The sequence below is a fragment of the Streptomyces sp. NPDC003943 genome (assembly GCF_053605265.1).
The window spans coordinates 80,940-103,060 of sequence record NZ_JBSGIW010000004.1; the positions used below are offsets into that span (position 1 = coordinate 80,940).

Consider the following 22,121-nt stretch of genomic DNA (forward strand, 5'->3'; position numbering starts at 1 on the left):
GCCGTGTCCCACACGGGGCGAGGGCGCTCGCCGCCTCACCGCACGGCCAGCGCCACGATCTGGGTCACCGCCTCCGTCGCGAAGTTGTCGTCGCTGACCAGGACCAGGGAGCGCTCGCCCGACGGCAGCGTCGGTCCCCACGTCATGCCCTCCGTGTTGTCCACGGTCGACAGGCCCAGCGCGTCGAAGTCCGCCACGAGCGTCTTGCGCATCGGCTGCACGGGCCGGCCCGCCAGCGAGTCCACCGCCTGGACGTCCGTCGCCCCGCGCGTGGTCGCGTCGAAGAGGCGGATCTTGTAGCCGGCGCCGGCGACCCAGGTGCGTTCGAGCACGAGGTAGCGGCTGGGGTCGTCGGGGAAGGCGAGGATCGACGGGACGCCGGTGTCGGGGCCCCAGGGGCTGGTGGGGTCGTTCACCGCGAAGATCTTCTCGAGGGGATAGGCGAACTGCCCGAGCACCCGGCCGTCGCGCGTCTGCTGCGTGACCCGGACGAGCGCTCCGTGCTCCACGGTGGGCTCCGGGCCGTCCTGGAGCAGCGGGCCCTCGATCGCGCTGGTCACCACATGGCCCCCGGCGCCGAAGGTGAGCGCCTCGATCGCCTGGTTCCGGCGCGGTCCGCGCTCCTCCATGGTGATCTCGTAGTTCGCGGGCAGCGGCAGCCGACCGAGGTAGTCACCGGTGGGGGAGGCGAACTGGATGGACGGCTGGATCACCGGCGGGCCGACCGTCTTGGGCCGGTCGCCCTCCTGGCCCCACCAGTAGTCGCAGGTGCGCGGGTCGACCCGGATCTCCTCCGGGTCGACGGCCTTGCCGTCCCCGGCGGTCGGCGCCGGGTAGACGGAGCCGTCGGGCTGGCGAAACGCGTGGGTGCCGGTGAAGTCGACCGCGTGCACGCCGCCGGCGTCCACGTCCACCCTGGCGGTGTAGAAGCGGGCGGGCTGGAGGTACGAGCGGTCGTCGCTGATGAACACGTACTCGCCGGTGCACCGGTCGCGGTCGACGCCGGAGAGACCGCCGACCGTGGTGCCCTCGAAGTCCAGCTTGTGCGGGACGATCTTCTCGCCGAGCAGACGAGCCTGTGCCGCCCGCGCCGACGGCCGGGCCGGGTACGCCGGCTGGGCGGCGGCCATGGCCACCGCGGGGGTGAGGGTCGAGGTCAGAAGCAGGGCTGCGGCGCACGCACGGCGCGTCAGGGAGGCTCGCATGCCGATGATCTTGGCCCGGCTCCCCTGCGCGCCGCAGTCGCCCAATCGGGTATTTCGGATCTTGCTGCCAGGCGGCCGTCAGGCGCGCTCGTAGTGGAAGCCGTCGCCGTACGCCGGTCCGACGTCGTGGCGGAGTCCGGTCGGGACGGCGAGCTCGAAGTAGGACGGGTCACCGTTCGTGCAGGACGGGTACCCGTCCGAATGGGCCTGGTCCACGATCGTGCCGCCCAGGTTGATGCGCTTGCCGCCGTCGGTGATCGAGACCAGTTTGGCCACGTGCTCGCAGTGGGCGCCGTTGATCTCCGTGATCATCCTGGCGGCGATCTGGCCGGGGGCGACCCGGTAGATGTAGACCGTCTTCGGCTGCCCGAGGTTGTACGCGTTGGTGTACGACCAGGTGCCGGCGAACGCCGACGAGATCCTGTTCGTCGTGGTGGGCGCCGTGGTCTTGGCCGGCGGGGGCGCGGTGGTCGTGGCGGGCGGCCTCGGGGCCGTACCGCCACTGCCGGAGCCGCCGCCCGAGGCCGTACCGCCCGAGGACGAGGAGCCGCCGGAGACCGTACCGCCGGATACGGAGCCGCCGGAGGCCGAGCCTCCACCCGCCGCGCCGCCCACCGCGCCGCCCGGGTCCGCCGGCGGGCCGGCCTGCGACGGGGGAGCGGACGAGGCGCCGGTGGTCGGCGCCTGGTTCGGCGGCGTCGGGCCCGTGCTCGGGGTGCCGGCCGGGGCCGTGGCGGAGGGCGAGGTCGCCGTCGTGCCGGGGGCGCCCTGGAGGTCACGCTGCCCGGCGTCGTTGTCGATCAGCTTGACGACCGTGCCGCTGATGCCGAGGACGACGAAGACCGCCGCCACGACCGCCCAGATACGGGAGGCCCGGCGCGGCTCGCGGGTCCGGCCCGCAGCCGTGCCCGCCGCCTTCGGGCGCAGCCCGAGCGTCCCCGTGTCCGAGGCTCCGGTCCCTGCCCCGGCCGCCGCCTCCGCCTCGGCCGCCTCGCGCTCCAGCTCCACCGACAGCGCCTCCGCGTCGAGCAGCCGCGCCGCCTGCCGGGCGAGCCGGGCCACCAGGTCGGGCGGCAGCCAGGCGCCGCCCACGGCCCCGCGGCCGGACTCCTCGCCCGGCAGGGCCGGGTCGGCGAGCAGGGCCTCGATGCCGGGGCGCTCGGCGGGGTCCTTGATCAGGCAGCGGCCGATGAAGGCGCGCAGTTCCTCGCCCTCCACCCGGTGCAGCTCCGGCTCCGCCTCCACGATCTGGAACATGATCGCGTGCTGGTTGCTGGCCCCGTGCCCGAACGGCAGCCGCCCCGTCGCCGCGTACATCAGCACGCAGCCGAGCGCGAAGACGTCGGCCGCCGGGCCCAGGGACTCGCCGCGCACCTGCTCGGGCGCCATGAAGCCGGGCGAGCCGACCACCATGCCGGTGCTGGTGAGCAGCGACTCGACGGAGGGCTCCAGGGCGCGCGCGATGCCGAAGTCGATCACCCGGGGGCCCTCGACGGTCAGCATCACGTTCGACGGCTTGAGGTCGCGGTGCAGGATCCCGGCCCCGTGGATGCCCTGCAGCGCCCGCAGCAGGCCGAGCGCGAGCGCCAGGACCGAGTCGGCGGGCAGCGGCCCGTGCTCCCGTACGACCTGTTCGAGGGACGGCCCGGGCACGAAGCCGGTCACCACCCACGGCCGCTCGGCGTCCGGGTCGGCGTCCAGGACGGGCGCGGTGTAGTGCTCGCCCACCCGCCGCACGGCCTCGATCTCGCGCCGGAACCGGGCCCGGAACTGCGGATCCTGCGCGTGCTCCTCGTGGACGACCTTGACGGCGACCGTCCGCCCGCCCTCGGACCGTCCCAGGAACACCCGCCCCATGCCGCCGGACCCCAGCCGCCCGAGCAGCCGGTACGGCCCGACCGTCCGCGGATCCCCGACGGCGAGCGGCTCCATGCCGCTGCCTTTTCCGCCCGTCCCGTTCTCGCCGCTCATGCCGGTCTGATCCCCCTGGTCGCACCTGATGCACGGTCACATTCGAACGCGCTTCAGGGTAGATGAGGACACCGGGCGGGGGGATGGCGGTTCCGGGTGGACTCCGGGCTAGTTCCGGGGATTCCGGCGGCTCCGGGAGTGGTCCCGGGGGCCGCGGGGGTGCTCCCGGCGCCATTCCTCCGCCGCCTTCTCCACGTCGAACAACGTCAGGTTGAGCGGCGGGCCGGCCGGTGGACGGGCCAGGGCCGCGGCGATCCTGGTGTTGATGTCGCCGAGGATGCGGCGCAGCTGCGACTCGGAGACGGCGGTGCGGGCCGCCTCGGCCGCGTCCTCGGCCTCCTTGCGGAGGGCCAGGGCCGGCGGGAGGGCGGAGAAGCCCTCGCGGTGCATCTTCTGCTTGACCCACCACAGCTCGTCGTACGGCGCGGTGTCGTCGGCGAGCGGCTTGCCGAAGCCGCTCAGCCCGGCGAACTCGCCGCGCTCGGCCGCCTCGCGGATCTGCTTGTCGACGAATGACTCGAAGCTGACTCCGGGCGGTTTGCGTTCGGTCATGTGTCCAGCGTACGTATTCCGGGCGGCGCGGTCACGGCGCGTACGGGCCCGTGTACCCGCCCGTCCTGCCCGTCTCGCCGGGAAAAACGGCAGGAGCCCCGCTCCGGGCACGTGGCGTGCACGGAGCAGGGCTCCTTGGGTACAGCTCTAGAGGATCGCGATCGTCGACCCCGGGGTCACTTAGACCGGGGTGACGTTCTCCGCCTGCGGGCCCTTCGGGCCCTGCGTGACGTCGAAGTTCACCTGCTGGTTCTCCTCGAGGGAGCGGAAGCCAGAGGCGTTGATCGCGGAGTAGTGGACGAAGACATCCGGGCCGCCGCCTTCCTGGGCGATGAAGCCAAAGCCCTTTTCAGCGTTGAACCACTTCACGGTTCCGGTAGCCATGAGCCCTCCTATGGGCCAAAGGGTCGCCCTGCTCCAGAACCTGCAACCAAGTCTGAAAACTACAAAAGCCTGCGGGTCACATGCTCCGCAGGCTCTGTACTGCAAGGGAAACCAAACTGCAACTTGCGTCGAGCGTAGCACGCAGCGTGCTCGAAGGGGTAGAGGGAAAGATCACGTCACCCGGATGTTTGACACGCGCCGTACGCGCTGACGGCCCACCCGGCGATGTCCACCGTTCGAGACGGGTCTAGCCTCGCGATGTGGACAATGCAACTGAGGCAAGCGGCGCACCCGACGATCACGGCGATCACCGGCGCAGCCGGCCGCGGGTCGGACACATCCAGTTCCTGAACTGTCTGCCCCTCTATTGGGGCCTGGCCCGCACCGGGACGCTCCTCGATCTGGAGCTGACGAAGGACACCCCGGAGAAGCTCAGCGAGCGGCTGGTGCGCGGCGACCTCGACATCGGCCCCGTCACCCTCGTCGAATACCTCAGGCACGCCGACGAGCTGGTCGCGCTGCCGGACATCGCCGTCGGCTGCGACGGTCCCGTCATGTCCTGCGTGATCGTCTCGCAGCGCCCGCTCGACCGGCTGGACGGCGCACGGGTCGCACTCGGCTCGACCTCGCGCACCTCCGTGCGCCTGGCGCAGCTGCTGCTCGCCGAGCAGTACGGCGTGTCGCCGGACTACTTCACGTGCCCGCCCGACCTCGGCCTGATGATGCAGGAGGCGGACGCGGCGGTGCTGATCGGCGACGCCGCGCTGCGGGCCTCGCTGCACGACGCGCCGCGGCTCGGCCTCCAGGTCCACGACCTGGGGCTGATGTGGAAGGACTGGACGGGGCTGCCGTTCGTCTTCGCCGTGTGGGCGGTGCGGAAGGACTTCCTGGCGCGCGAGCCGGAGACCGTCCACGACGTGCACCGGGCCTTCCTGGCCTCGCGCGATCTGTCCCTGGAAGAGGTCGCGAAGGTCGCGGAGCAGGCGGCGCGCTGGGAGACCTTCGACGCGGAGCTGCTTGAGCGGTACTTCCGGACGCTCGACTTCCGCTTCGGCGCCGAGCAGCTCGCCGGCGTACGGGAGTTCGCCCGCCGGACCGGTCCCACGACCGGCTTCCCGGCGGACGTACGGGTCGAACTGCTCCCGGCCCGCTGAACCGGGAGCCCCGTCAGGCCGAGGGGATCGGCGCCTGGAGGTACTGGCTGATCCAGGCGATCGACCCCATGTCCATGCCCCGGATGTAGCTGCGCGCGTTGTGCGCGCCGTTCGGGATGACCTGGAGCCGGGACCTGATCGGGCCCTTGTTGGTGTAGTCGCGGATGAACGCCTTCACGTGCGGCGCCAGCTTGGTCTCCCTGGTGCCCAGCTGGAACGCCAGGTAGACCCGGTTCGCCGGCGTGTCGGGCCTGCGCGCCAGCGCGGCGGCGAGCCGCTGCGGGTCGTTGGCGAGGCGCGCGGGCTCGTGGCCCTTCCACAGCGGCGAGTCCGGGACGATGTCCGGGCCGGAGGCGATCACGGCCTTGAACCTGTCCGGCTTCTGCAGCACGGACTTCAGTCCGACGAAGCCGCCCGAGGACGAACCCATGAAGGCCCAGCCGTCCCGGGACTTGAACGTGCGGAAATTCGCCCGCACGAAATCCGGCACGTCCTCGGTGAGCCAGGTGCCCATTTTCGGCTGGCCCGGAATATCACTGCCGTCGTAGTAGTGGTGGGCCTCCGGGTTGAGTACAGGCATCACGACAATGAACGGCAGGCTCTTTCCCTCCTGCGACCACCGGGCGATGCTCGACTGCAGTTTGAGGTCGGTGCCCATCCAGTAATTCGTCGGATAGCCGACGCCGCCGGGCAGCGCGATGAGCACGGGGAACCCGCTGTTCGCGTACTGGGGGTCGAAATACTGCTTCGGAGCCCACACCCACACCTTGCCGGTGAACCCGGACTTCTCGCCGTGGAGTTCGGTCACCCCGATCTTGGTGCCGTCCTCGACGGTGCTGGCGTCCTCGAAGGTAGCCTTGGGCCCGGTCGGGAACACCGTCTCGGGCGCGGGGGTGCCGGACCCCGCCTTCCCGTGGTGGTTCCGCACCGCCTGCTGCTGTACGGGCCTTCCGCCGCCCGGCGTGTCGAACGAGACCGAGCCGGGCCCCGGGTCCGAGCAGCCGGCCACCACGGCCAGCGTGGTGCCGACCGCGAGCGCGGCGGCGACGGTCCGGGAGGTCCGGGCGCTCCGGGAGGTCCGGGCGGAGGTCCGGGACGGACGACGGTTCATGGCTGACTCCGGTGCTTACGTCAGGCCCTGAGCGGATTCGGGGCAAACGACGGATTCCGCTGTAGGAGAGGGGCGTGGCGCCGGATCGGTTGGCTCGGGGCCGCCCCGAATCCGCGCGGAGGTGCTGGCGTAGGCTGGCCGCGTCCGAGAAGTACGCGTACGCACCCCTCCGAAAGGGACTCACCCGGTGACCGAGAAGGCCGAACTCCAGTCTGTTCTCGACCGCGCCGCCGCGGGTGGCCGGATCACCCCCGAGGAGGCGCTCGACCTGTACCGCTCGGCGCCGCTGCACGCGCTCGGCGCCGCCGCCGACGCGGTGCGCCGCCGCCGGTACGCGGGGACCGAGCACATCGCCACGTACATCATCGAGCGCAACATCAACTACACGAACGTCTGTGTGACGGCGTGCAAGTTCTGCGCCTTCTACGCGCCGCCGAAGGACACCAAGAAGGGCTGGACCCGCGACCTCGACGACATCCTGCGCCGCTGCGCGGAGACCGTGGAGCTCGGCGGCACCCAGATCATGTTCCAGGGCGGCCACCACCCCGACTACGGCGTCGAGTACTACGAGAAGCACTTCGCCGCCATCAAGAAGGACTTCCCGCAGCTGGTCATCCACTCCCTCGGCGCGTCCGAGGTCGAGCACATGGCCCGCATCTCCGGCGTCTCCGTCGAGGAGGCCATCACCCGCATCCACGAGGCCGGCCTCGACTCCTTCGCCGGCGCCGGCGCCGAGCTGCTCCCGGAGCGCCCGCGCAAGGCGATCGCCCCGCTGAAGGAGAGCGGCGAGCGCTGGCTGGAGATCATGGAGATCGCCCACAAGCTGGGTGTCGAGTCGACCTCCACGATGCTGATGGGCACCGGCGAGACCAACGCCGAGCGCATCGAGCACCTGCGGATGATCCGCGACACGCAGGACCGGACGGGCGGCTTCCGGGCCTTCATCCCCTACACGTACCAGCCGGAGAACAACCACCTGAAGGGCCGCACCCAGGCGACCCTCTTCGAGTACCTGCGGATGATCGCCGTAGCCCGCCTGTTCCTCGACAACGTGGCCCACATCCAGGGCTCCTGGCTCACCACCGGCAAGGAGGTCGGCCAGCTGTCGCTGCACTACGGCGCGGACGACCTCGGCTCGATCATGCTGGAGGAGAACGTGGTCTCCTCGGCGGGCGCCAAGCACCGCTCGAACCGCCTGGAGATCATCGACCTGATCCGCAAGGCGGGCCGGGTCCCGGCCCAGCGCTCCACGACGTACGAGCACCTCGTCGTGCACGACGACCCGGCGAACGACCCGGTCGACGAGCGCGTCGCCTCGCACATCTCCTCGATCGCCATCGAGGGCGGCACGGCGCACCCCGAGCTGAAGCTCCTCGACGCCAACTGATGGTCACGCTCCACTTCGCCGAGGCGTCGCCCGAGACCGCGGTCCTGGTCGACGGCGCGCGCCTCGCCGCCGTCGGACCGTACGAGGAGCTGGCCGCCGCCCACCAGGACGCCCGGCTGCGCCGCTGGCCCGGCATCCTCACACCCGGGCTGCTCAACCCGTACGGCCCCGAGCTGCTCGAACAGACCTACCACCCGGACCCGCGCGAGGCCGACGAGTACGGCACCGAGCCGATCACCGGGGAGCGGGCGCGGGCGATCTTCCGCGCCGACCCGGCGCGGCTCGGCGCCAGCGCGCGGCGCGGCGTGCAGCGGCTCCTCGCGCACGGCACCGTCGCCGTCGCCGGTGAGCTGCGCGGGCGCGCCGCCCTGGACGCGGTGCGCCGGGCCGGGCTCGCCGTCGGGCAGCGCCCGCCGAACCTGCCGGGCCCGCCGTCCCTCTCGCCGGCGCCGCTCGTCCTGCTGCCGGCCCTGGCGGCGGGCGGCCCGGCCCGGTTCGCGGTCTTCGACGTGCCGGACCGCGCGACCCTCGTGCGTGCGGGCGCGGGCACGTGCGTGGCGACGGTGATCGCGGGGCGGCTGGTCTACCGGGCCCGCTGACCGGCGGGTCCCGGGCGCCCTGCGACAATGCGGGCGTAACGTCATCCGGACGTCATCCGGCAGTACGACACAGCAGCACGACACGAGCGAGGCGAACGCCAGTGATCCGCGCAACCCTGGACAAGCAGCCGCACGAGGTCGCCTCGATGTTCGACGACGTGGCGGCCAACTACGACCTCACCAACGACGTCCTCTCGCTCGGCCAGGACCGGCGCTGGCGCAAGGAGGTCGCGAAGGCCGTCGACGCGCGGCCGGCGCAGAAGGTCCTGGACCTGGCGGCCGGGACCGCGACGTCCTCGCAGCCGTTCGTGGCGGCCGGGGCGTACGTCGTGCCGTGCGACTTCTCGCTCGGGATGCTGCGGGTCGGCAAGCAGAAGCACCCGTGGATGCCGTTCACCGCCGGCGACGGCACCAGGCTGCCCTTCAGGGACGACGTCTTCGACGCCGTCACCATCTCCTTCGGCCTGCGCAACATCCAGGACACCGACCAGGCGCTGCGCGAGCTGTACCGGGTGACGAAGCCCGGCGGCCGGGTCGTCATCTGCGAGTTCTCGCACGCCACCTGGGCGCCGTTCCGCACGGTGTACGAGGAGTACCTGATGCGCGCGCTGCCGCCGGTCGCGCGGGCCGTGTCGTCCAACCCCGACGCGTACGTCTACCTCGCCGAGTCCATCCAGGACTGGCCCGACCAGCCGACCCTCGCGGGACTGATGCAGAAGGCCGGCTGGTCGAAGGTGGCCTGGCGGAACCTGACGGGCGGGATCGTGGCCCTGCACCGCGGGTTCAAGCCGGCGTAGCCCTCACCGCTCGGGCTACTTCCTGTACATGCCGTAGCCGCTGACTCCGGCGTACACCGCGTCGGCGACCGCCCGGTGCACGTACACGCCGTTGACGCGGTCCGTCGGCGGGGTGCGCACGGTGGTGCCGGTCATCAGGTCGTCCGCGCCGGCGGTGGCGGTGATCAGGGTCGCCGAGCCGCCGCCGTCCAGGTTGAGCGCGTCGATCAGGCCGAGCTCGTCGGAGTCCAGGAGCTCGGCGAAGGTGTGCAGCCAGTCACCGTCCTCGTGGGTGGTGGTGTTGTCCGGCTGGAGCTGTCCCGTCAGGGTGACGAACACCGTGTGACCGCGCACGTTCGTGCCGAGGGCGACCCGCGAGTCGGTGCAGATCTCGGTGCCGGGGGTGGCGCCGGGGCCGGTCTGTCCGCAGGTGTCGGGCAGTTCGGCCGGGATGTCGCCGTCGCGCAGGAGCTGGTGGAAGGAGCTCACGACGTCGAGCGACGGGTCCAGCGGGATCTCCCGGCCGAGCCGGGTGTCGGTCAGCTTCTGGGAGACCGTGAGCGTGGTGCCGGGGAGGGCGTGGGCGCGCAGCCATCCGGCGCCGGTGCCGACGCCCTGCAGGATGCGCCCGCCGGACGCCACCCTGACCTGCGTGGTGTTGCCCTTGCCGCCGCCGCGGCCCTCGCGGGCGGCCGTCACCTTGCCCGTGGAGTCGAGGACGACCTCGAAGCCCGGGTCGTCGTCGGTGGTGATCGTCGGGTCGAGGTCGGGCTTGGGCACCGGGTACTTGTAGTCGGACGTGAACAGGACGATCTCGTTCGCGTCGGCGTAGACGCTCTTCTGCCCGGTGGTCGTCTCCGGGACGAGCTTGTCGTCGGCGTCACGGGCGCAGCCACGGGCGCGGCCGGGGTCGCGGTTGATGTCGTCGAAGGGCTCGGCGGGGGAGCCGTCGGACGCGGTCAGGGTGAGCTCGGTGCGCAGCTTGGTGATGTACGGGACGCCGTACTGGATGACGGCGCCCGACGTGCCCTGGCCCCCGCTGCCCCAGCAACCGGCGCTGTGCAGGACGCCGTCGATGACCGAGACGCCCACGTGCTGGAGGGTGAGGGGCAGCGCCTGCCTCAGGTCGGGGTGCGACGGCTCCGACTTGAACAGGCCGCCGTTGACGCCGGCGGCGGGGTGCCGGGTCGGCGTCGTGCTGACGCCGGCGAGCTGGTCGGCGACCGTCTCGGCGAGGCCGTCGCCCGCGCCGACGGTGCTCGACAGGTCGAGGGGTGCCGCGGTGGGGTCGATCTCGACGAGCTGGAGCAGACGGGGTCTGGTGCGGTTGTCCAGGTTCTTCTCGGTCCAGTTGGTGACCGTGACACCGGCGGGAAGGGTATCGGCGCCCGGCACCGTGGTCTGGGTCCAGTTCGCGGCGAGCGGGCTCGGATCGGTCCCCGCGGCCGTGGAGGCCGGGGCGGCCGAGGTGGTCAGGGCGAGGGTCGCGGTGAGGGCGGCGGCGACGGCGAGCGCCGGGCGCAGGGGCGTGGTCACTGGCACTCCGAGGTTCCGTTGACGAGCTCGTGGGAGCGGAACGTGCCCGCGAAGGGGGCGGGGACGGTGACGCTCTGGCCGCGCAGCACGACGTACGCGCCGTAGGTTGTGCTGCCCCGCGTCCAGGTGCCGTCGTACGTGGCGGTGGGGTAGAAGCAGAGGTGCTTGCCGGTCCTGTTGAACACGGACGCGGAGGGGACCTCGGGGCCGTAGCTGTTGCCGTAGTTCTGGGTGGTGGCGTCCGTGCCCGGCGTGTGGACGGTCATGGCGCCGCGCCCGTTGCGCTCGGCGAAGGTGCACGCCTTGCCGTCGGGGCAGCGCTCGTAGCCGGTGAAGCACAGGGCGCGGGTGGGCACCAGCTTGTACGAGCCGACGACCCAGCGGGTGCCGTCGGTGACGTACTCGTCGGGGTTGCCCGGCTTGACGGTCTGGAGGCCGCCGCCGTACTCGGGCTTGCCGTACATGCAGGCCCACATGCGGGTGTTGTTCTGGACGGACAGGATGGTGCCGGCGTCCCGCTCGGCCCTGGCACCCTCGGCGAGGTCGACGCGGGTGCCGGTGCCGCCGCTGCCGTCGTAGAGGCAGAACCGTCCGGCGGGGCAGTCCGGGAAGGGCTCGGCCTCGGCGTCCGTCGGCAGGACGAGGAACGCCGCGGCGAACAGGGCGAGTACGGCGGCGAGCAGCCACCTTCGGCGTATGTGTGTGCGATTGATGATCACGGTCGATGATCATGCGCTGACGGGTGGCCCCCCAAACATCCGGGGGCGCGCCCCATAGACTCGGGAGCGCACCGTCCTACCGTCAAAACCCCCGGGAGACCCCGCCGTGACCGAGCAGCAGCCCCTGTCCGAGCACAGCGCAGATGTGATCGTCGTCGGGGCCGGCCCGGCGGGTTCGACCACCGCGTACTACCTGGCCAAGGCGGGACTCGACGTCCTGCTCCTGGAGAAGACCGCGTTCCCGCGCGAGAAGGTGTGCGGCGACGGCCTCACCCCGCGCGCCACCAAGCAGCTGGTGGCGATGGGCATCGACATCTCCGAGGAGGCCGGCTGGCTCCGCAACAAGGGCCTGCGGATCATCGGCGGCGGCGTGCGGCTCCAGCTGGACTGGCCGGATCTCGCCTCCTACCCGGACTACGGACTCGTCCGCAAGCGCGACGACTTCGACGAGATGCTGGCCCGGCAGGCGCAGAAGGCCGGGGCGCGGCTCTACGAGCGCTGCAACGTGAGCGGCCCGGTCGTCGACGACCGTACGGGCCGGATCACCGGCGTCACGGCGAAGCTCGGCGAGGAGAAGCGCGAGGTCACCTTCCACGCGCCGCTCGTCGTCGCCGCCGACGGCAACTCCACCCGGCTCTCGCTCGCCATGGGCCTGCACCGGCGCGAGGACCGGCCGATGGGCGTGGCGGTGCGCACGTACTTCACGACCCCGCGCCACGAGGACGACTACCTGGAGTCCTGGCTGGAGCTGTGGGACCGGCGCGGCCCGCAGGACCGGCTGCTGCCCGGCTACGGCTGGATCTTCGGCATGGGCGACGGCACCTCCAACGTCGGCCTCGGCATCCTCAACTCCTCCGCCGCCTTCCGCGAGCTGGACTGGCGCGAGGTCCTCAAGGCGTGGTGCGCGTCCATGCCGGAGGACTGGGGCTTCACCCCGGAGAACATGACGACGCCGATCCGCGGCGCCGCCCTGCCGATGGCCTTCAACCGCCAGCCGCACTACACCCGCGGCCTGCTGCTCGTCGGCGACGCGGGCGGCCTCGTCAACCCGTTCAACGGCGAGGGCATCGCCTACGCGATGGAGTCCGGCCAGATCGCCGCCGACGTCATCGTCCAGGCACACGCCCGCGCCACCCCCGCCCAGCGCGAACTGGCCCTCCAGGGCTACCCGAAGGTCCTCAAGGACACCTACGGCGGCTACTACACGCTGGGCCGCGCCTTCGTGAAGCTCATCGGCAACCCGAAGATCATGAAGGTCGCGACGCAGCACGGCCTGACGCACCCGCTGCTGATGAAGTTCACGCTGAAGATGCTGGCCAACCTCACCGACCCGACGGGCGGCGACGCGATGGACCGCATCATCAACGGTCTGTCGAAGGTCGCCCCGAAGGCGTGAGCCCGCAGGCATGAGCCTCAGCGGGTGAACCGGGCCCGGTAGGCGGCCGGGGAGACGCCGACGGCACGGGTGAAGTGGCGGCGCAGGTTCGCCGCCGAACCCAACCGCTCTCCTCCCCGATCCGCTCGAGGCCGGCCACGGCGGGGGCAGCTACGCGCGGATCATCGAGGCATACCGGAAGTAGCGCCCTCTTTAGGATGAAACGGCGAAGGGCCGTCGCTCCCCCGAGGAGTGACGGCCCTTCGTCTCGTACGACTGGGTGCGCGATCAGAGGATCCGCACGGCGCCCGACGGCGGGTCCCAGTCCAGGTCGCGCTCGACGACGCCGGTGGACGGGTTCTGCGCGCCGACGTACTTGCCGCCGCCGACGTAGATGGCGACGTGGTACGAGCCGCTGCGGGAGCCCCAGTAGAGGATGTCGCCCGGCTGGAGGTTGCTCAGGGAGACGGAGGTGCCCATGCTCGACTGGTCGTACGAGACCCGCGGGAGGTCGATGCCGGCCTGGCGGTACGCGGCCTGCACGAGGCCGGAGCAGTCCCAGGAGTTGGGGCCGGTGCCGCCGGAGACGTAGGCGTCGCCGATCTGGGCCTTGGCGAAGGCCACGATCGCGGCGGCGGAGCCGGTGGCGACCTGCGAGCTGCTGCTGCTCGACATGGAGCTGTACGACGACGAGGAGCCCGCGGAGAGCGAGGTGCGCGTCGCCGTACGGGAGGCGCGCTCGCGGGCCTCGGCGCGGGCCTTCTCGGCGCGCTCGGCCTCGGCCTTGCGCTCGGCCTCCGCCTTGGCCTTCTTGGCGTCCTTCGCGGCCTTCTTCAGCGCCGCGTCCTCCTGGGAGGCGAGGGCCTGGTCCAGGGCCTCCTGCTGGGACGCCTCGGCGGAGGCGGAGACGGCGCTGGCGAGATCGGCGTCGAGGGAGCCCAGGGTGGGCATCTCGAGGGTCTTCTCGGTCAGTGGCTCGGCGTTCGCCGGGGCGGCCGCACCGGCCACCGCGATGGTGCTGAGAACGCCACCGGCAACTCCGGCCCGGAGCGCGAGCTTCGAGGCGCTCTGGCGGGGCTTCCGGTGGCTACGTATGTGAGCGGTCTGGGACATGAGAACAACCGCTATCAGGGCTTCACGGTTCCCTTCAAGAAACGTGGGTTGCGCCACAGTTACGTCCGGAACCACCTAATCCGCTTCTCTGACGCCCTTATTGACGCCGTAACGGGCAAATCGGGCAGGCGCCAACAGGCTCTTGATCACGCGTTTTCAATGAAACGTCCGAATTGCCCGCCGCTTACCACCTCTTCACGTCGATGGCCAAGCCCCGTTCTTCCGGCGACCGGGATCGAGTGACGCAGGTCACATCCTGGCTCGTGAATGCGTGCACACGTCCACCGCGGTACGCCGGACCCCCCGACCGGGCGACGGCCGGTTCCCTTATCACCCGTGCGCGTTCCAGTGCCAATTTGCCTGTAGGGCCCAACTCTTGATAGTGCGACACCCCTCTCGACCAGCGATTTCCGGTACGGATGTCACATCTGGTGATCACCTGGGCGCTTCGAGTGGCAAGATCACCGCTCATCCGACTTCATGATCCTTCGTCAGGTGGTGGAGATCACAAAGTCGTTGGTGTACCCCGTGTCGCAGATCACAGAGGGGCGGGCTTAAGATACGCGGCAGCCGGGCTTGTGAACTGCCTCACATGGGGGCGATCTTTCAGGGCCCCGGCGGTGCGGTCCAACGGTCAAGGACGACTGGAAGGAGCGAGGAGCGTGAATGCGTACGCGCCCATCCTCGTGCTCGGTGCCCTGGGAGCCGGGTTTGCGATCTTCTCCGTGGTCATGGCCACGCTAATCGGGCCAAAGCGGTACAATAGGGCAAAACTTGAGGCGTACGAATGCGGCATCGAGCCCACGCCGACGCCGGCCGGGGGCGGTCGCTTCCCGATCAAGTACTACCTGACGGCGATGCTCTTCATCGTCTTCGACATCGAGATCGTCTTCCTCTACCCCTGGGCCGTCACCTTCGACGCCCTGGGGCTTTTCGGGCTCGTGGAGATGCTGCTCTTCGTGCTCACCGTCTTCGTCGCCTACGCCTACGTGTGGCGGCGCGGCGGCCTGGAATGGGACTGAGGGGCTGAGGAGCACCCATGGGACTCGAAGAGAAGCTGCCGAGCGGTTTCCTGCTGACGACCGTCGAGCAGGCCGCGGGCTGGGTCCGGAAGGCGTCCGTCTTTCCCGCGACCTTCGGCCTCGCCTGCTGCGCCATCGAGATGATGACGACCGGCGCCGGCCGCTACGACCTGGCCCGCTTCGGCATGGAGGTCTTCCGCGGCTCGCCGCGCCAGGCCGACCTGATGATCGTCGCCGGCCGCGTCAGCCAGAAGATGGCGCCCGTCCTGCGGCAGGTCTACGACCAGATGCCGAACCCGAAGTGGGTCATCTCCATGGGGGTCTGCGCCTCCTCGGGCGGAATGTTCAACAACTACGCGATCGTCCAGGGCGTCGACCACATCGTCCCGGTCGACATCTACCTGCCGGGCTGCCCGCCCCGCCCCGAGATGCTGATGGACGCGATCCTCAAGCTCCACCAGAAGATCCAGACCTCCAAGCTCGGCGTGAACGCCAAGGAGGCGGCCCGCGAGGCGGAGGAGGCGGCGCTCAAGGCGCTGCCCACCATTGAGATGAAGGGTCTGCTCCGGTGAGCGACGAGACACCCAACCCCGAGAAGGAGCTGAGCGCCCAGAACCTGCCGGGCCAGCGCGGGGAGCACGGCGAGGAGGTCCGCGTCCAGCGCGGCATGTTCGGCGCCGACGGCGGCGGCGACACCTCCGGCTACGGCGGCCTGGTCCGCTCGATCAGACTCCCCGGCGAGGCCACCAGGCCGTACGGCGGCTGGTTCGACGAGGTCGCCGACGAGCTGGAGGGCGCCCTGGAGGAACAGGGCCTCGTCCCGGAGAACGCGATCGAGAAGACGGTCGTCGACCGCGGCGAACTCACCTTCCACATCGCGCGCGAACACCTCGTCCGGGTCGCCCGCACCCTGCGCGACGACCCCGCCCTGCGCTTCGAGCTGTGTACGGGCGTCTCCGGCGTCCACTACCCCGGCGACAAGGGCCGCGAGCTGCACGCCGTCTACCACCTGCGCTCGCTCACCCACGGCCGGCTGATCCGCCTGGAGGTCTCGGCCCCCGACGCCGAGCCGCGCATCCCGTCGCTGGTCGCGGTCTACCCGACCAACGACTGGCACGAGCGCGAGACGTACGACTTCTTCGGCATCGTCTTCGACGGCCACCCCGCCCTCACCCGGATCATGATGCCGGACGACTGGCAGGGCCACCCGCAGCGCAAGGACTACCCGCTCGGCGGCATCGCCGTCGAGTACAAGGGCGCCCAGATCCCGGCTCCGGACCAGCGGAGGTCGTACTCGTGACCAGCCCCAACGCCTCGGACGCACGCGAGACCACCGAGGGGACCGTCTACACGGTCACCGGCGGCGACTGGGACGAGGTCGTCCAGTCCGCCGCCAAGGCCGACGACGAGCGCATCGTCGTCAACATGGGCCCCCAGCACCCGTCCACCCACGGCGTGCTCCGGCTCATCCTGGAGATCGACGGCGAGACCGTCACCGAGGCCCGCTGCGGCATCGGCTACCTCCACACCGGCATCGAGAAGAACCTCGAGTACCGGACCTGGACGCAGGGCACCACCTTCGTCACCCGGATGGACTACCTCACCTCGTTCTACAACGAGACGGCGTACTGCCTCGCCGTGGAGAAGCTCCTCGGCATCACCGACGACATCCCGGACCGGGCCGGCATCATCCGGGTGCTCCTCATGGAGCTCAACCGGCTCTCCTCGCACCTGGTCGCCATCGCCACCGGCGGCATGGAGCTCGGCGCCACCACGATCATGATCTACGGCTTCCGGGACCGCGAGATGATCCTGGACCTGTACGAGCTGATCACCGGCCTGCGCATGAACCACGCCTACATCCGGCCCGGCGGCCTCGCCCAGGACCTCCCGCCCGGCGCCGTCGACGCCGTGCGCGAGTTCGTGAAGACGATGCGGAAGAACCTGCCGGAGTACGACAAGCTCGCCACCGGCAACCCCATCTTCAAGGGCCGCATGCAGGACGTCGGCTACCTCGACCTCACCGGCTGCATGGCGCTCGGCGCCACCGGACCGATCCTGCGCTCCGCGGGCCTCCCGCACGACCTGCGCAAGACCGACCCGTACTGCGGCTACGAGACCTACGAGTTCGAGGTGCCCACCGCCGACAGCTGCGACGCCTACGGCCGCTTCCTGGTCCGCCTGGAGGAGATGCGCCAGTCGCTGCGGATCGTCGAGCAGTGCCTCGACCGGCTGGAGCCCGGGCCGGTCATGGTCGGCGACAAGAAGATCGCCTGGCCCGCCCAGCTCGCCCTCGGCCCCGACGGCCTCGGCAACTCCCTCGACCACATCAAGAAGATCATGGGCACCTCCATGGAGGCCCTGATCCACCACTTCAAGCTGGTCACCGAGGGCTTCCGGGTCCCGGCCGGACAGGCCTACGCGGCCGTCGAGTCGCCCAAGGGCGAACTCGGCGTCCATGTCGTGTCCGACGGCGGCACCCGCCCCTACCGGGTCCACTTCCGTGATCCGTCCTTCACCAACCTCCAGGCCATGGCCGCGATGTGCGAGGGCGGCCAGGTCGCCGATGTCATCGTCGCTGTCGCCTCCATCGACCCTGTGATGGGAGGCGTCGATCGATGACCGAGAACGTCAGCCTGGGCATGCCCCAGCTCCCCGCGCCCGATTACCCCGCCGAGGTCCGCGCCCGGCTGGAGGAGGACGCGCGGGCGATCATCGCCCGCTATCCCGACTCCCGCTCCGCGCTCCTGCCGATGCTGCACCTCGTGCAGGCGGAGGAGGGCCACGTGACCCGCACCGGCATGCGGTTCTGCGCCGACCTGCTGGACCTCACCACCGCCGAGGTCACCGCCGTCGCCACCTTCTACACCATGTACCGGCGCAAGCCGTCCGGCGACTACCAGGTCGGCGTCTGCACCAACACCCTGTGCGCGGTCATGGGCGGCGACGCCATCTTCGAGGAGCTCAAGGAGCACCTCGCCGTCGGCAACAACGAGACGACCCCCGACGGCAAGGTCACCCTCGAACACATCGAGTGCAACGCGGCCTGCGACTACGCGCCCGTCGTGATGGTCAACTGGGAGTTCTTCGACAACCAGACGCCCGAGTCGGCCAAGCGGCTCGTCGACGACCTGAGGGCCGGCCGCCCCGTCTCGCCCACCCGCGGCGCTCCCCTGTGCACCTTCAAGGAGACCGCCCGGATCCTGGCCGGCTTCCCCGACGAGCGCGAGGGCGCCGTCGAGGCGTCCGGCGCCGCGGGACCCGCATCGCTCGTCGGTCTGCGCCTGGCCAAGGGCGAGACCCAGCCCACCCGAATCGTCCACCCGCGCGGCGAGGCAGCCAGTGGGGAGGGAGCGTGATGACCTTGGCGGCCGAGATCAACAACAGCAGCCCGGAGAAGCTGCTCTCACCCGTCCTGTCGGCCTTCTGGGACCAGCCCGACGCCTGGACCCTGGAGACCTACCGCCGGCACGACGGCTACGAGGGCCTGCGCAAGGCCCTCGCGATGTCCCCCGACGACCTCATCGCGTACGTGAAGGACTCGGGCCTGCGCGGCCGTGGCGGCGCCGGCTTCCCCACCGGGATGAAGTGGCAGTTCATCCCGCAGGGCGACGGCAAGCCGCACTACCTCGTCGTCAACGCCGACGAGTCCGAGCCCGGCACCTGCAAGGACATCCCCCTCCTCTTCGCCAACCCGCACTCCCTCATCGAGGGCATCGTGATCGCCTGCTACGCGATCCGGTCCAGCCACGCCTTCATCTATCTGCGCGGCGAGGTCGTGCCCGTCCTGCGCCGCCTGCACGAGGCCGTGCGGGAGGCGTACGAGGCGGGTTACCTCGGCCGGAACATCCAGGGCAGCGGGCTCGACGTCGAACTCACCGTGCACGCCGGCGCCGGGGCGTACATCTGCGGCGAGGAGACCGCGCTGCTCGACTCGCTGGAAGGACGCCGCGGCCAGCCCCGGCTGCGTCCCCCCTTCCCCGCGGTCGCCGGTCTGTACGCGTGCCCCACTGTCGTGAACAACGTCGAGTCCATCGCGTCGGTTCCGGCGATCCTGAACCGCGGCAAGGACTGGTTCACGTCGATGGGCACCGAGAAGTCCCCGGGCTTCACGCTCTACTCGCTCAGCGGCCACGTCGCCTCGCCCGGCCAGTACGAGGCCCCGCTCGGCATCACCCTGCGCCAGCTCCTCGACATGAGCGGAGGGATGCGGCCCGGCCACCGGCTGAAGTTCTGGACCCCGGGCGGCTCCTCGACGCCGATGTTCACCGCCGAGCACCTCGACGTCCCGCTCGACTACGAGGGCGTCGGCGCCGCCGGCTCCATGCTCGGCACCAAGGCGCTGCAGTGCTTCGACGAGACGACGTGCGTGGTGCGGGCGGTGACCCGCTGGACCGAGTTCTACGCCCACGAGTCCTGCGGCAAGTGCACCCCGTGCCGCGAGGGCACCTACTGGCTGGTCCAGTTGCTCCGCGACATCGAGGCCGGCAAGGGCGTCATGTCCGACCTCGACAAGCTGAACGACATCGCCGACAACATCAACGGCAAGTCGTTCTGCGCCCTCGGCGACGGCGCCGCCTCGCCGATCTTCTCCTCGCTGAAGTACTTCCGCGAGGAGTACGAGCAGCACATCACGGGCAAGGGCTGCCCCTTCGACCCCGCCAAGTCGACCGCCTGGGCGGACAAGCACCGGGAGGTGAACGCATGACCGTCACCACGTCCGCCCCCGGAGGGGGAGGTGCGGCGGTGCCGCCGGAGGATCTCGTCACGCTGACCATCGACGGCATCGAGATCTCCGTCCCCAAGGGGACCCTGGTGATCCGCGCCGCCGAGCAGCTCGGCATCGAGATCCCCCGCTTCTGCGACCACCCGCTCCTCGACCCGGCCGGCGCCTGCCGCCAGTGCATCGTCGAGGTCGAGGGCCAGCGCAAGCCGATGGCGTCCTGCACCATCACCTGCACCGACGGCATGGTGGTCAGGTCGCAGCTCACCTCGCCGGTCGCCGAGAAGGCCCAGCACGGTGTGATGGAGCTGCTGCTCATCAACCACCCGCTGGACTGCCCGGTCTGCGACAAGGGCGGCGAGTGCCCGCTGCAGAACCAGGCCATGTCGCACGGCCAGGCCGAGTCCCGCTTCGACGGGAAGAAGCGGACGTACGAGAAGCCGATCCCGCTCTCCACGCAGGTGCTCCTCGACCGCGAGCGGTGCGTGCTGTGCGCGCGCTGCACCCGCTTCTCGCAGCAGATCGCCGGCGACCCGATGATCGAGCTGATCGAGCGCGGCGCGCTCCAGCAGGTCGGCCTCGGCAACAGCGACCCCTTCGAGTCGTACTTCTCCGGCAACACCATCCAGATCTGCCCGGTCGGCGCGCTGACCTCGGCCGCGTACCGCTTCCGCTCCCGGCCCTTCGACCTGGTGTCGTCGCCGAGCGTGTGCGAGCACTGCGCCGGCGGCTGCGCGACCCGCACCGACCACCGGCGCGGCAAGGTCATGCGCCGGCTCGCCGCCGAGGACCCCGAGGTCAACGAGGAGTGGGTCTGCGACAAGGGCCGGTTCGGCTTCCGGTACGCGCAGCAGCGCGACCGGCTGACCACGCCGCTCGTGCGCGATCCCGAGACCGGCGTCCTGGAGACGGCGTCCTGGCCGGAGGCGCTGGAGGCGGCGGCACGCGGGCTCGTGCGCGGGCGCACCGGCGTGCTGACCGGCGGCCGGCTGACGGTCGAGGACTCCTACGCGTACGCCAAGTTCGCCCGGGTCGCCCTCGACACCAACGACGTCGACTTCCGGGCCCGGATCCACTCGGGCGAGGAGGCCGACTTCCTGGCCTCCGTCGTCGCGGGGCGTGGCCGTGACCTGGACGGCACGGGCCTCACCTACACCTCGCTCGAAGCCGCCCCGGTGGTGCTGCTCGTCGGCCTGGAGGCCGAGGAGGAAGCACCCGGCGTCTTCCTGCGGCTGCGCAAGGCGTGGCGGAAGAAGGGGCAGCGGACCTACGCGGTCGCGTCCCACGCCACCCGTGGCCTGGAGAAGGCCGGCGGCACGCTGCTGCCCGCCGCGCCCGGCACCGAGACCGAGTGGCTGGACGCCCTCACCTCCCGCGTCGGGCTCTCGCCGGACGGGACCGCCGCCGCCGAGGCGCTGCGCCGGGACGGCGCCGTCATCGCCGTCGGCGAGCGGCTCGCCGGGGTGCCCAGCGCGCTGACCGCCGCCGTCCGGGCCGCGACCGCCACCGGCGCGAAGCTGGTGTGGATCCCGCGCCGGGCCGGTGAGCGCGGCGCCGTCGAGGCGGGCGCCATCCCGGCGCTGCTGCCCGGCGGGCGGCCCGCGACCGATCCCCGCGCCCGCGAGGAGGTCGCCGGCGTCTGGGGCGTACGCGAACTGCCGCACGGCTACGGCCGCGACACCGGCCAGATCGTCGAGGCCGCCGCCACCGGCGAACTCGCCGCCCTCGTCGTCGCGGGCGTCGACGTCGACGACCTGCCGGACCCGGCCCGCGCCCGCGAGGCGCTCGACGCGGCCTTCGTCGTCTCCCTGGAGCTGCGCCCCGGCGCGGTCACCGAGCGGGCCGACGTGGTCCTGCCGGTCGCGGCGGTCGCCGAGAAGCCCGGCACCTTCCTGAACTGGGAGGGCCGTGCCCGGCTCTTCGAGGCGGCGCTGAAGCCGGAGCACATGACCCGGCCGCTGCCGCCGACCGACGCCCGCGTGCTGCACATGCTGGCCGACGCGATGGACGTGCACCTGGGGCTGCCCGACCTGCGGTCGATCCGGCGCGAGCTGGACCGGCTGGCCGGCTGGACCGGCGAGCGGGCCACCGAGCCCGCCGAGCCCGGCCAGGCCGCCGCCCGCCCCGGCGACGGCGAGGCCGTCCTCGCCGGACACCGCCTCCTGCTCGACCTGGGCCGCCTCCAGGAGGGCGACACGGCCCTGGCCGGCACCCGGCACGCCGCCGTCGCCCGGCTCTCCGCCGACACCGCGCAGGCCACCGGCGTCAAGGACGGCGACCTCCTCGAAGTCACCGGCCCTGCCGGTTCGGTGGCCTTCCCGCTGGCCGTCACCGAGATGCCCGACCGGGTGGTCTGGCTCCCGCTGAACTCCGCGGGCCACGGCGTCCTGACCGACACCGGCGCCCGCCCCGGCGACCTGGTCCGCATCGGCCCGGCGACCTCGAAGGAGGTGGTGGAGGCGTGAACACGCTGCTCGCCGCGGAAGACCTGTCC

The 22,121-nt window shown here is 71.3% G+C and carries 20 protein-coding genes; 12 read left to right on the forward strand and 8 right to left on the reverse strand.

The window, feature by feature from the left end:
- Nucleotides 1–35: 35 nt before the first annotated feature.
- From ACWEV0_RS02970 to ACWEV0_RS02985, 4 genes are all read right to left on the reverse strand, one after another.
- Nucleotides 36–1,205 carry an esterase-like activity of phytase family protein gene (locus ACWEV0_RS02970; protein ID WP_453145890.1) on the reverse strand — a complete coding sequence of 390 codons (1,170 nt, stop codon included), beginning with the start codon at nucleotides 1,203–1,205 and terminating at the stop codon, nucleotides 36–38.
- Nucleotides 1,206–1,283: 78 nt separating this feature from the next.
- Complete coding sequence (locus ACWEV0_RS02975; RefSeq protein WP_453145892.1) at nucleotides 1,284–3,176, reverse strand: protein kinase domain-containing protein; 1,893 nt, start codon at nucleotides 3,174–3,176, stop codon at nucleotides 1,284–1,286.
- A gap of 108 nt (nucleotides 3,177–3,284) precedes the next feature.
- Nucleotides 3,285–3,728 (reverse strand): DnaJ family domain-containing protein, encoded by a 444-nt coding sequence (locus tag ACWEV0_RS02980; protein WP_453145893.1) that lies wholly within the window; start codon nucleotides 3,726–3,728, stop codon nucleotides 3,285–3,287.
- 180 nt (nucleotides 3,729–3,908) lie between these two features.
- A complete protein-coding gene (locus tag ACWEV0_RS02985; protein ID WP_046908818.1) occupies nucleotides 3,909–4,112 on the reverse strand; it encodes a cold-shock protein in 204 nt (67 codons plus the stop codon).
- Between the two features lie 260 nt (nucleotides 4,113–4,372).
- Here ACWEV0_RS02985 and ACWEV0_RS02990 point away from each other — a divergent pair, with 260 nt between their 5' ends.
- Nucleotides 4,373–5,266 carry a menaquinone biosynthetic enzyme MqnA/MqnD family protein gene (locus ACWEV0_RS02990; protein WP_453145895.1) on the forward strand — a complete coding sequence of 298 codons (894 nt, stop codon included), beginning with the start codon at nucleotides 4,373–4,375 and terminating at the stop codon, nucleotides 5,264–5,266.
- Between the two features lie 13 nt (nucleotides 5,267–5,279).
- On the opposite strand, the gene ACWEV0_RS02995 is transcribed toward ACWEV0_RS02990, so the two are convergent.
- Nucleotides 5,280–6,377: an alpha/beta hydrolase gene (locus ACWEV0_RS02995; RefSeq protein WP_453145897.1), complete on the reverse strand. Its 1,098-nt coding sequence runs from the start codon at nucleotides 6,375–6,377 to the stop codon at nucleotides 5,280–5,282.
- Between the two features lie 187 nt (nucleotides 6,378–6,564).
- Between ACWEV0_RS02995 and mqnC the strand changes: the two genes are divergently transcribed.
- The 3 genes from mqnC (at nucleotide 6,565) to ACWEV0_RS03010 (ending at nucleotide 9,160) form a co-directional block, all read left to right on the forward strand.
- A complete protein-coding gene (gene mqnC, locus ACWEV0_RS03000) occupies nucleotides 6,565–7,764 on the forward strand; it encodes a cyclic dehypoxanthinyl futalosine synthase (protein WP_453145899.1) in 1,200 nt (399 codons plus the stop codon).
- Nucleotides 7,764–8,363 (forward strand): imidazolonepropionase-like domain-containing protein, encoded by a 600-nt coding sequence (locus tag ACWEV0_RS03005; protein WP_453145901.1) that lies wholly within the window; start codon nucleotides 7,764–7,766, stop codon nucleotides 8,361–8,363. The genes mqnC and ACWEV0_RS03005 overlap by 1 nt, the downstream gene beginning before the upstream one ends.
- Nucleotides 8,364–8,464: 101 nt before the next feature.
- On the forward strand, nucleotides 8,465–9,160 hold the full coding sequence (locus ACWEV0_RS03010) for a demethylmenaquinone methyltransferase (protein WP_453145902.1): 696 nt from the start codon (nucleotides 8,465–8,467) through the stop codon (nucleotides 9,158–9,160).
- Between the two features lie 15 nt (nucleotides 9,161–9,175).
- On the opposite strand, the gene ACWEV0_RS03015 is transcribed toward ACWEV0_RS03010, so the two are convergent.
- Together ACWEV0_RS03015 and ACWEV0_RS03020 are read right to left on the reverse strand one after the other, a co-directional pair.
- Entirely contained in the window at nucleotides 9,176–10,675 is a 1,500-nt protein-coding gene (locus ACWEV0_RS03015) for a phosphodiester glycosidase family protein (protein WP_453145904.1), read from the reverse strand.
- Nucleotides 10,672–11,394 carry a peptidase inhibitor family I36 protein gene (locus ACWEV0_RS03020; protein WP_453145906.1) on the reverse strand — a complete coding sequence of 241 codons (723 nt, stop codon included), beginning with the start codon at nucleotides 11,392–11,394 and terminating at the stop codon, nucleotides 10,672–10,674. Before ACWEV0_RS03020 ends, ACWEV0_RS03015 begins: the two co-directional genes overlap by 4 nt.
- 106 nt (nucleotides 11,395–11,500) lie before the next feature.
- On the opposite strand from ACWEV0_RS03020, the gene ACWEV0_RS03025 reads away from it, so the two are divergent.
- Nucleotides 11,501–12,790, forward strand: a complete 1,290-nt coding sequence (locus ACWEV0_RS03025; protein WP_453145908.1) for a geranylgeranyl reductase family protein — start codon at nucleotides 11,501–11,503, stop codon at nucleotides 12,788–12,790.
- Nucleotides 12,791–13,057: 267 nt separating this feature from the next.
- Here ACWEV0_RS03025 and ACWEV0_RS03030 read toward each other — a convergent pair whose 3' ends face one another.
- Nucleotides 13,058–13,882: a C40 family peptidase gene (locus ACWEV0_RS03030; protein ID WP_453145910.1), complete on the reverse strand. Its 825-nt coding sequence runs from the start codon at nucleotides 13,880–13,882 to the stop codon at nucleotides 13,058–13,060.
- A 662-nt stretch (nucleotides 13,883–14,544) separates the two neighbouring features.
- On the opposite strand from ACWEV0_RS03030, the gene ACWEV0_RS03035 reads away from it, so the two are divergent.
- The 7 genes from ACWEV0_RS03035 to ACWEV0_RS03065 are packed head-to-tail and all read left to right on the forward strand — an operon-like array spanning nucleotide 14,545 to nucleotide 22,092.
- Nucleotides 14,545–14,904, forward strand: a complete 360-nt coding sequence (locus ACWEV0_RS03035; protein ID WP_030494815.1) for an NADH-quinone oxidoreductase subunit A — start codon at nucleotides 14,545–14,547, stop codon at nucleotides 14,902–14,904.
- A gap of 17 nt (nucleotides 14,905–14,921) precedes the next feature.
- Entirely contained in the window at nucleotides 14,922–15,476 is a 555-nt protein-coding gene (locus ACWEV0_RS03040) for a NuoB/complex I 20 kDa subunit family protein (RefSeq protein WP_053654534.1), read from the forward strand.
- Nucleotides 15,473–16,204 carry an NADH-quinone oxidoreductase subunit C gene (locus tag ACWEV0_RS03045; protein ID WP_453145913.1) on the forward strand — a complete coding sequence of 244 codons (732 nt, stop codon included), beginning with the start codon at nucleotides 15,473–15,475 and terminating at the stop codon, nucleotides 16,202–16,204. Before ACWEV0_RS03040 ends, ACWEV0_RS03045 begins: the two co-directional genes overlap by 4 nt.
- A complete protein-coding gene (locus ACWEV0_RS03050) occupies nucleotides 16,201–17,526 on the forward strand; it encodes an NADH-quinone oxidoreductase subunit D (RefSeq protein WP_453145915.1) in 1,326 nt (441 codons plus the stop codon). The genes ACWEV0_RS03045 and ACWEV0_RS03050 overlap by 4 nt, the downstream gene beginning before the upstream one ends.
- The gene (gene nuoE, locus ACWEV0_RS03055) at nucleotides 17,523–18,263 is read left to right on the forward strand and encodes an NADH-quinone oxidoreductase subunit NuoE (RefSeq protein ID WP_453145917.1); all 741 of its coding nucleotides are present in this window, start codon (nucleotides 17,523–17,525) and stop codon (nucleotides 18,261–18,263) included. The genes ACWEV0_RS03050 and nuoE overlap by 4 nt, the downstream gene beginning before the upstream one ends.
- Nucleotides 18,263–19,612 (forward strand): NADH-quinone oxidoreductase subunit NuoF, encoded by a 1,350-nt coding sequence (nuoF, locus tag ACWEV0_RS03060; RefSeq protein WP_453146014.1) that lies wholly within the window; start codon nucleotides 18,263–18,265, stop codon nucleotides 19,610–19,612. The genes nuoE and nuoF overlap by 1 nt, the downstream gene beginning before the upstream one ends.
- Nucleotides 19,609–22,092 (forward strand): NADH-quinone oxidoreductase subunit G, encoded by a 2,484-nt coding sequence (locus tag ACWEV0_RS03065; RefSeq protein WP_453145918.1) that lies wholly within the window; start codon nucleotides 19,609–19,611, stop codon nucleotides 22,090–22,092. Before nuoF ends, ACWEV0_RS03065 begins: the two co-directional genes overlap by 4 nt.
- Nucleotides 22,093–22,121: the final 29 nt, after the last annotated feature.

Excerpts from the sequence above, each read along its gene's own strand:
- ACWEV0_RS02970 (WP_453145890.1), bottom strand. The coding sequence starts at position 1,205 with ATGCGAGCCTCCCTGACGCGCCGTGCGTGCGCCGCAGCCCTGCTTCTG.
- ACWEV0_RS02975 (WP_453145892.1), bottom strand. The coding sequence starts at position 3,176 with ATGAGCGGCGAGAACGGGACGGGCGGAAAAGGCAGCGGCATGGAGCCG.
- ACWEV0_RS02980 (WP_453145893.1), bottom strand. The coding sequence starts at position 3,728 with ATGACCGAACGCAAACCGCCCGGAGTCAGCTTCGAGTCATTCGTCGAC.
- ACWEV0_RS02985 (WP_046908818.1), bottom strand. The coding sequence starts at position 4,112 with ATGGCTACCGGAACCGTGAAGTGGTTCAACGCTGAAAAGGGCTTTGGC.
- ACWEV0_RS02995 (WP_453145897.1), bottom strand. The coding sequence starts at position 6,377 with ATGAACCGTCGTCCGTCCCGGACCTCCGCCCGGACCTCCCGGAGCGCC.
- ACWEV0_RS03005 (WP_453145901.1), top strand. The coding sequence starts at position 7,764 with ATGGTCACGCTCCACTTCGCCGAGGCGTCGCCCGAGACCGCGGTCCTG.
- ACWEV0_RS03030 (WP_453145910.1), bottom strand. The coding sequence starts at position 13,882 with ATGTCCCAGACCGCTCACATACGTAGCCACCGGAAGCCCCGCCAGAGC.
- ACWEV0_RS03040 (WP_053654534.1), top strand. The coding sequence starts at position 14,922 with ATGGGACTCGAAGAGAAGCTGCCGAGCGGTTTCCTGCTGACGACCGTC.
- nuoE (WP_453145917.1), top strand. The coding sequence starts at position 17,523 with ATGACCGAGAACGTCAGCCTGGGCATGCCCCAGCTCCCCGCGCCCGAT.
- nuoF (WP_453146014.1), top strand. The coding sequence starts at position 18,263 with ATGACCTTGGCGGCCGAGATCAACAACAGCAGCCCGGAGAAGCTGCTC.
- ACWEV0_RS03065 (WP_453145918.1), top strand. The coding sequence starts at position 19,609 with ATGACCGTCACCACGTCCGCCCCCGGAGGGGGAGGTGCGGCGGTGCCG.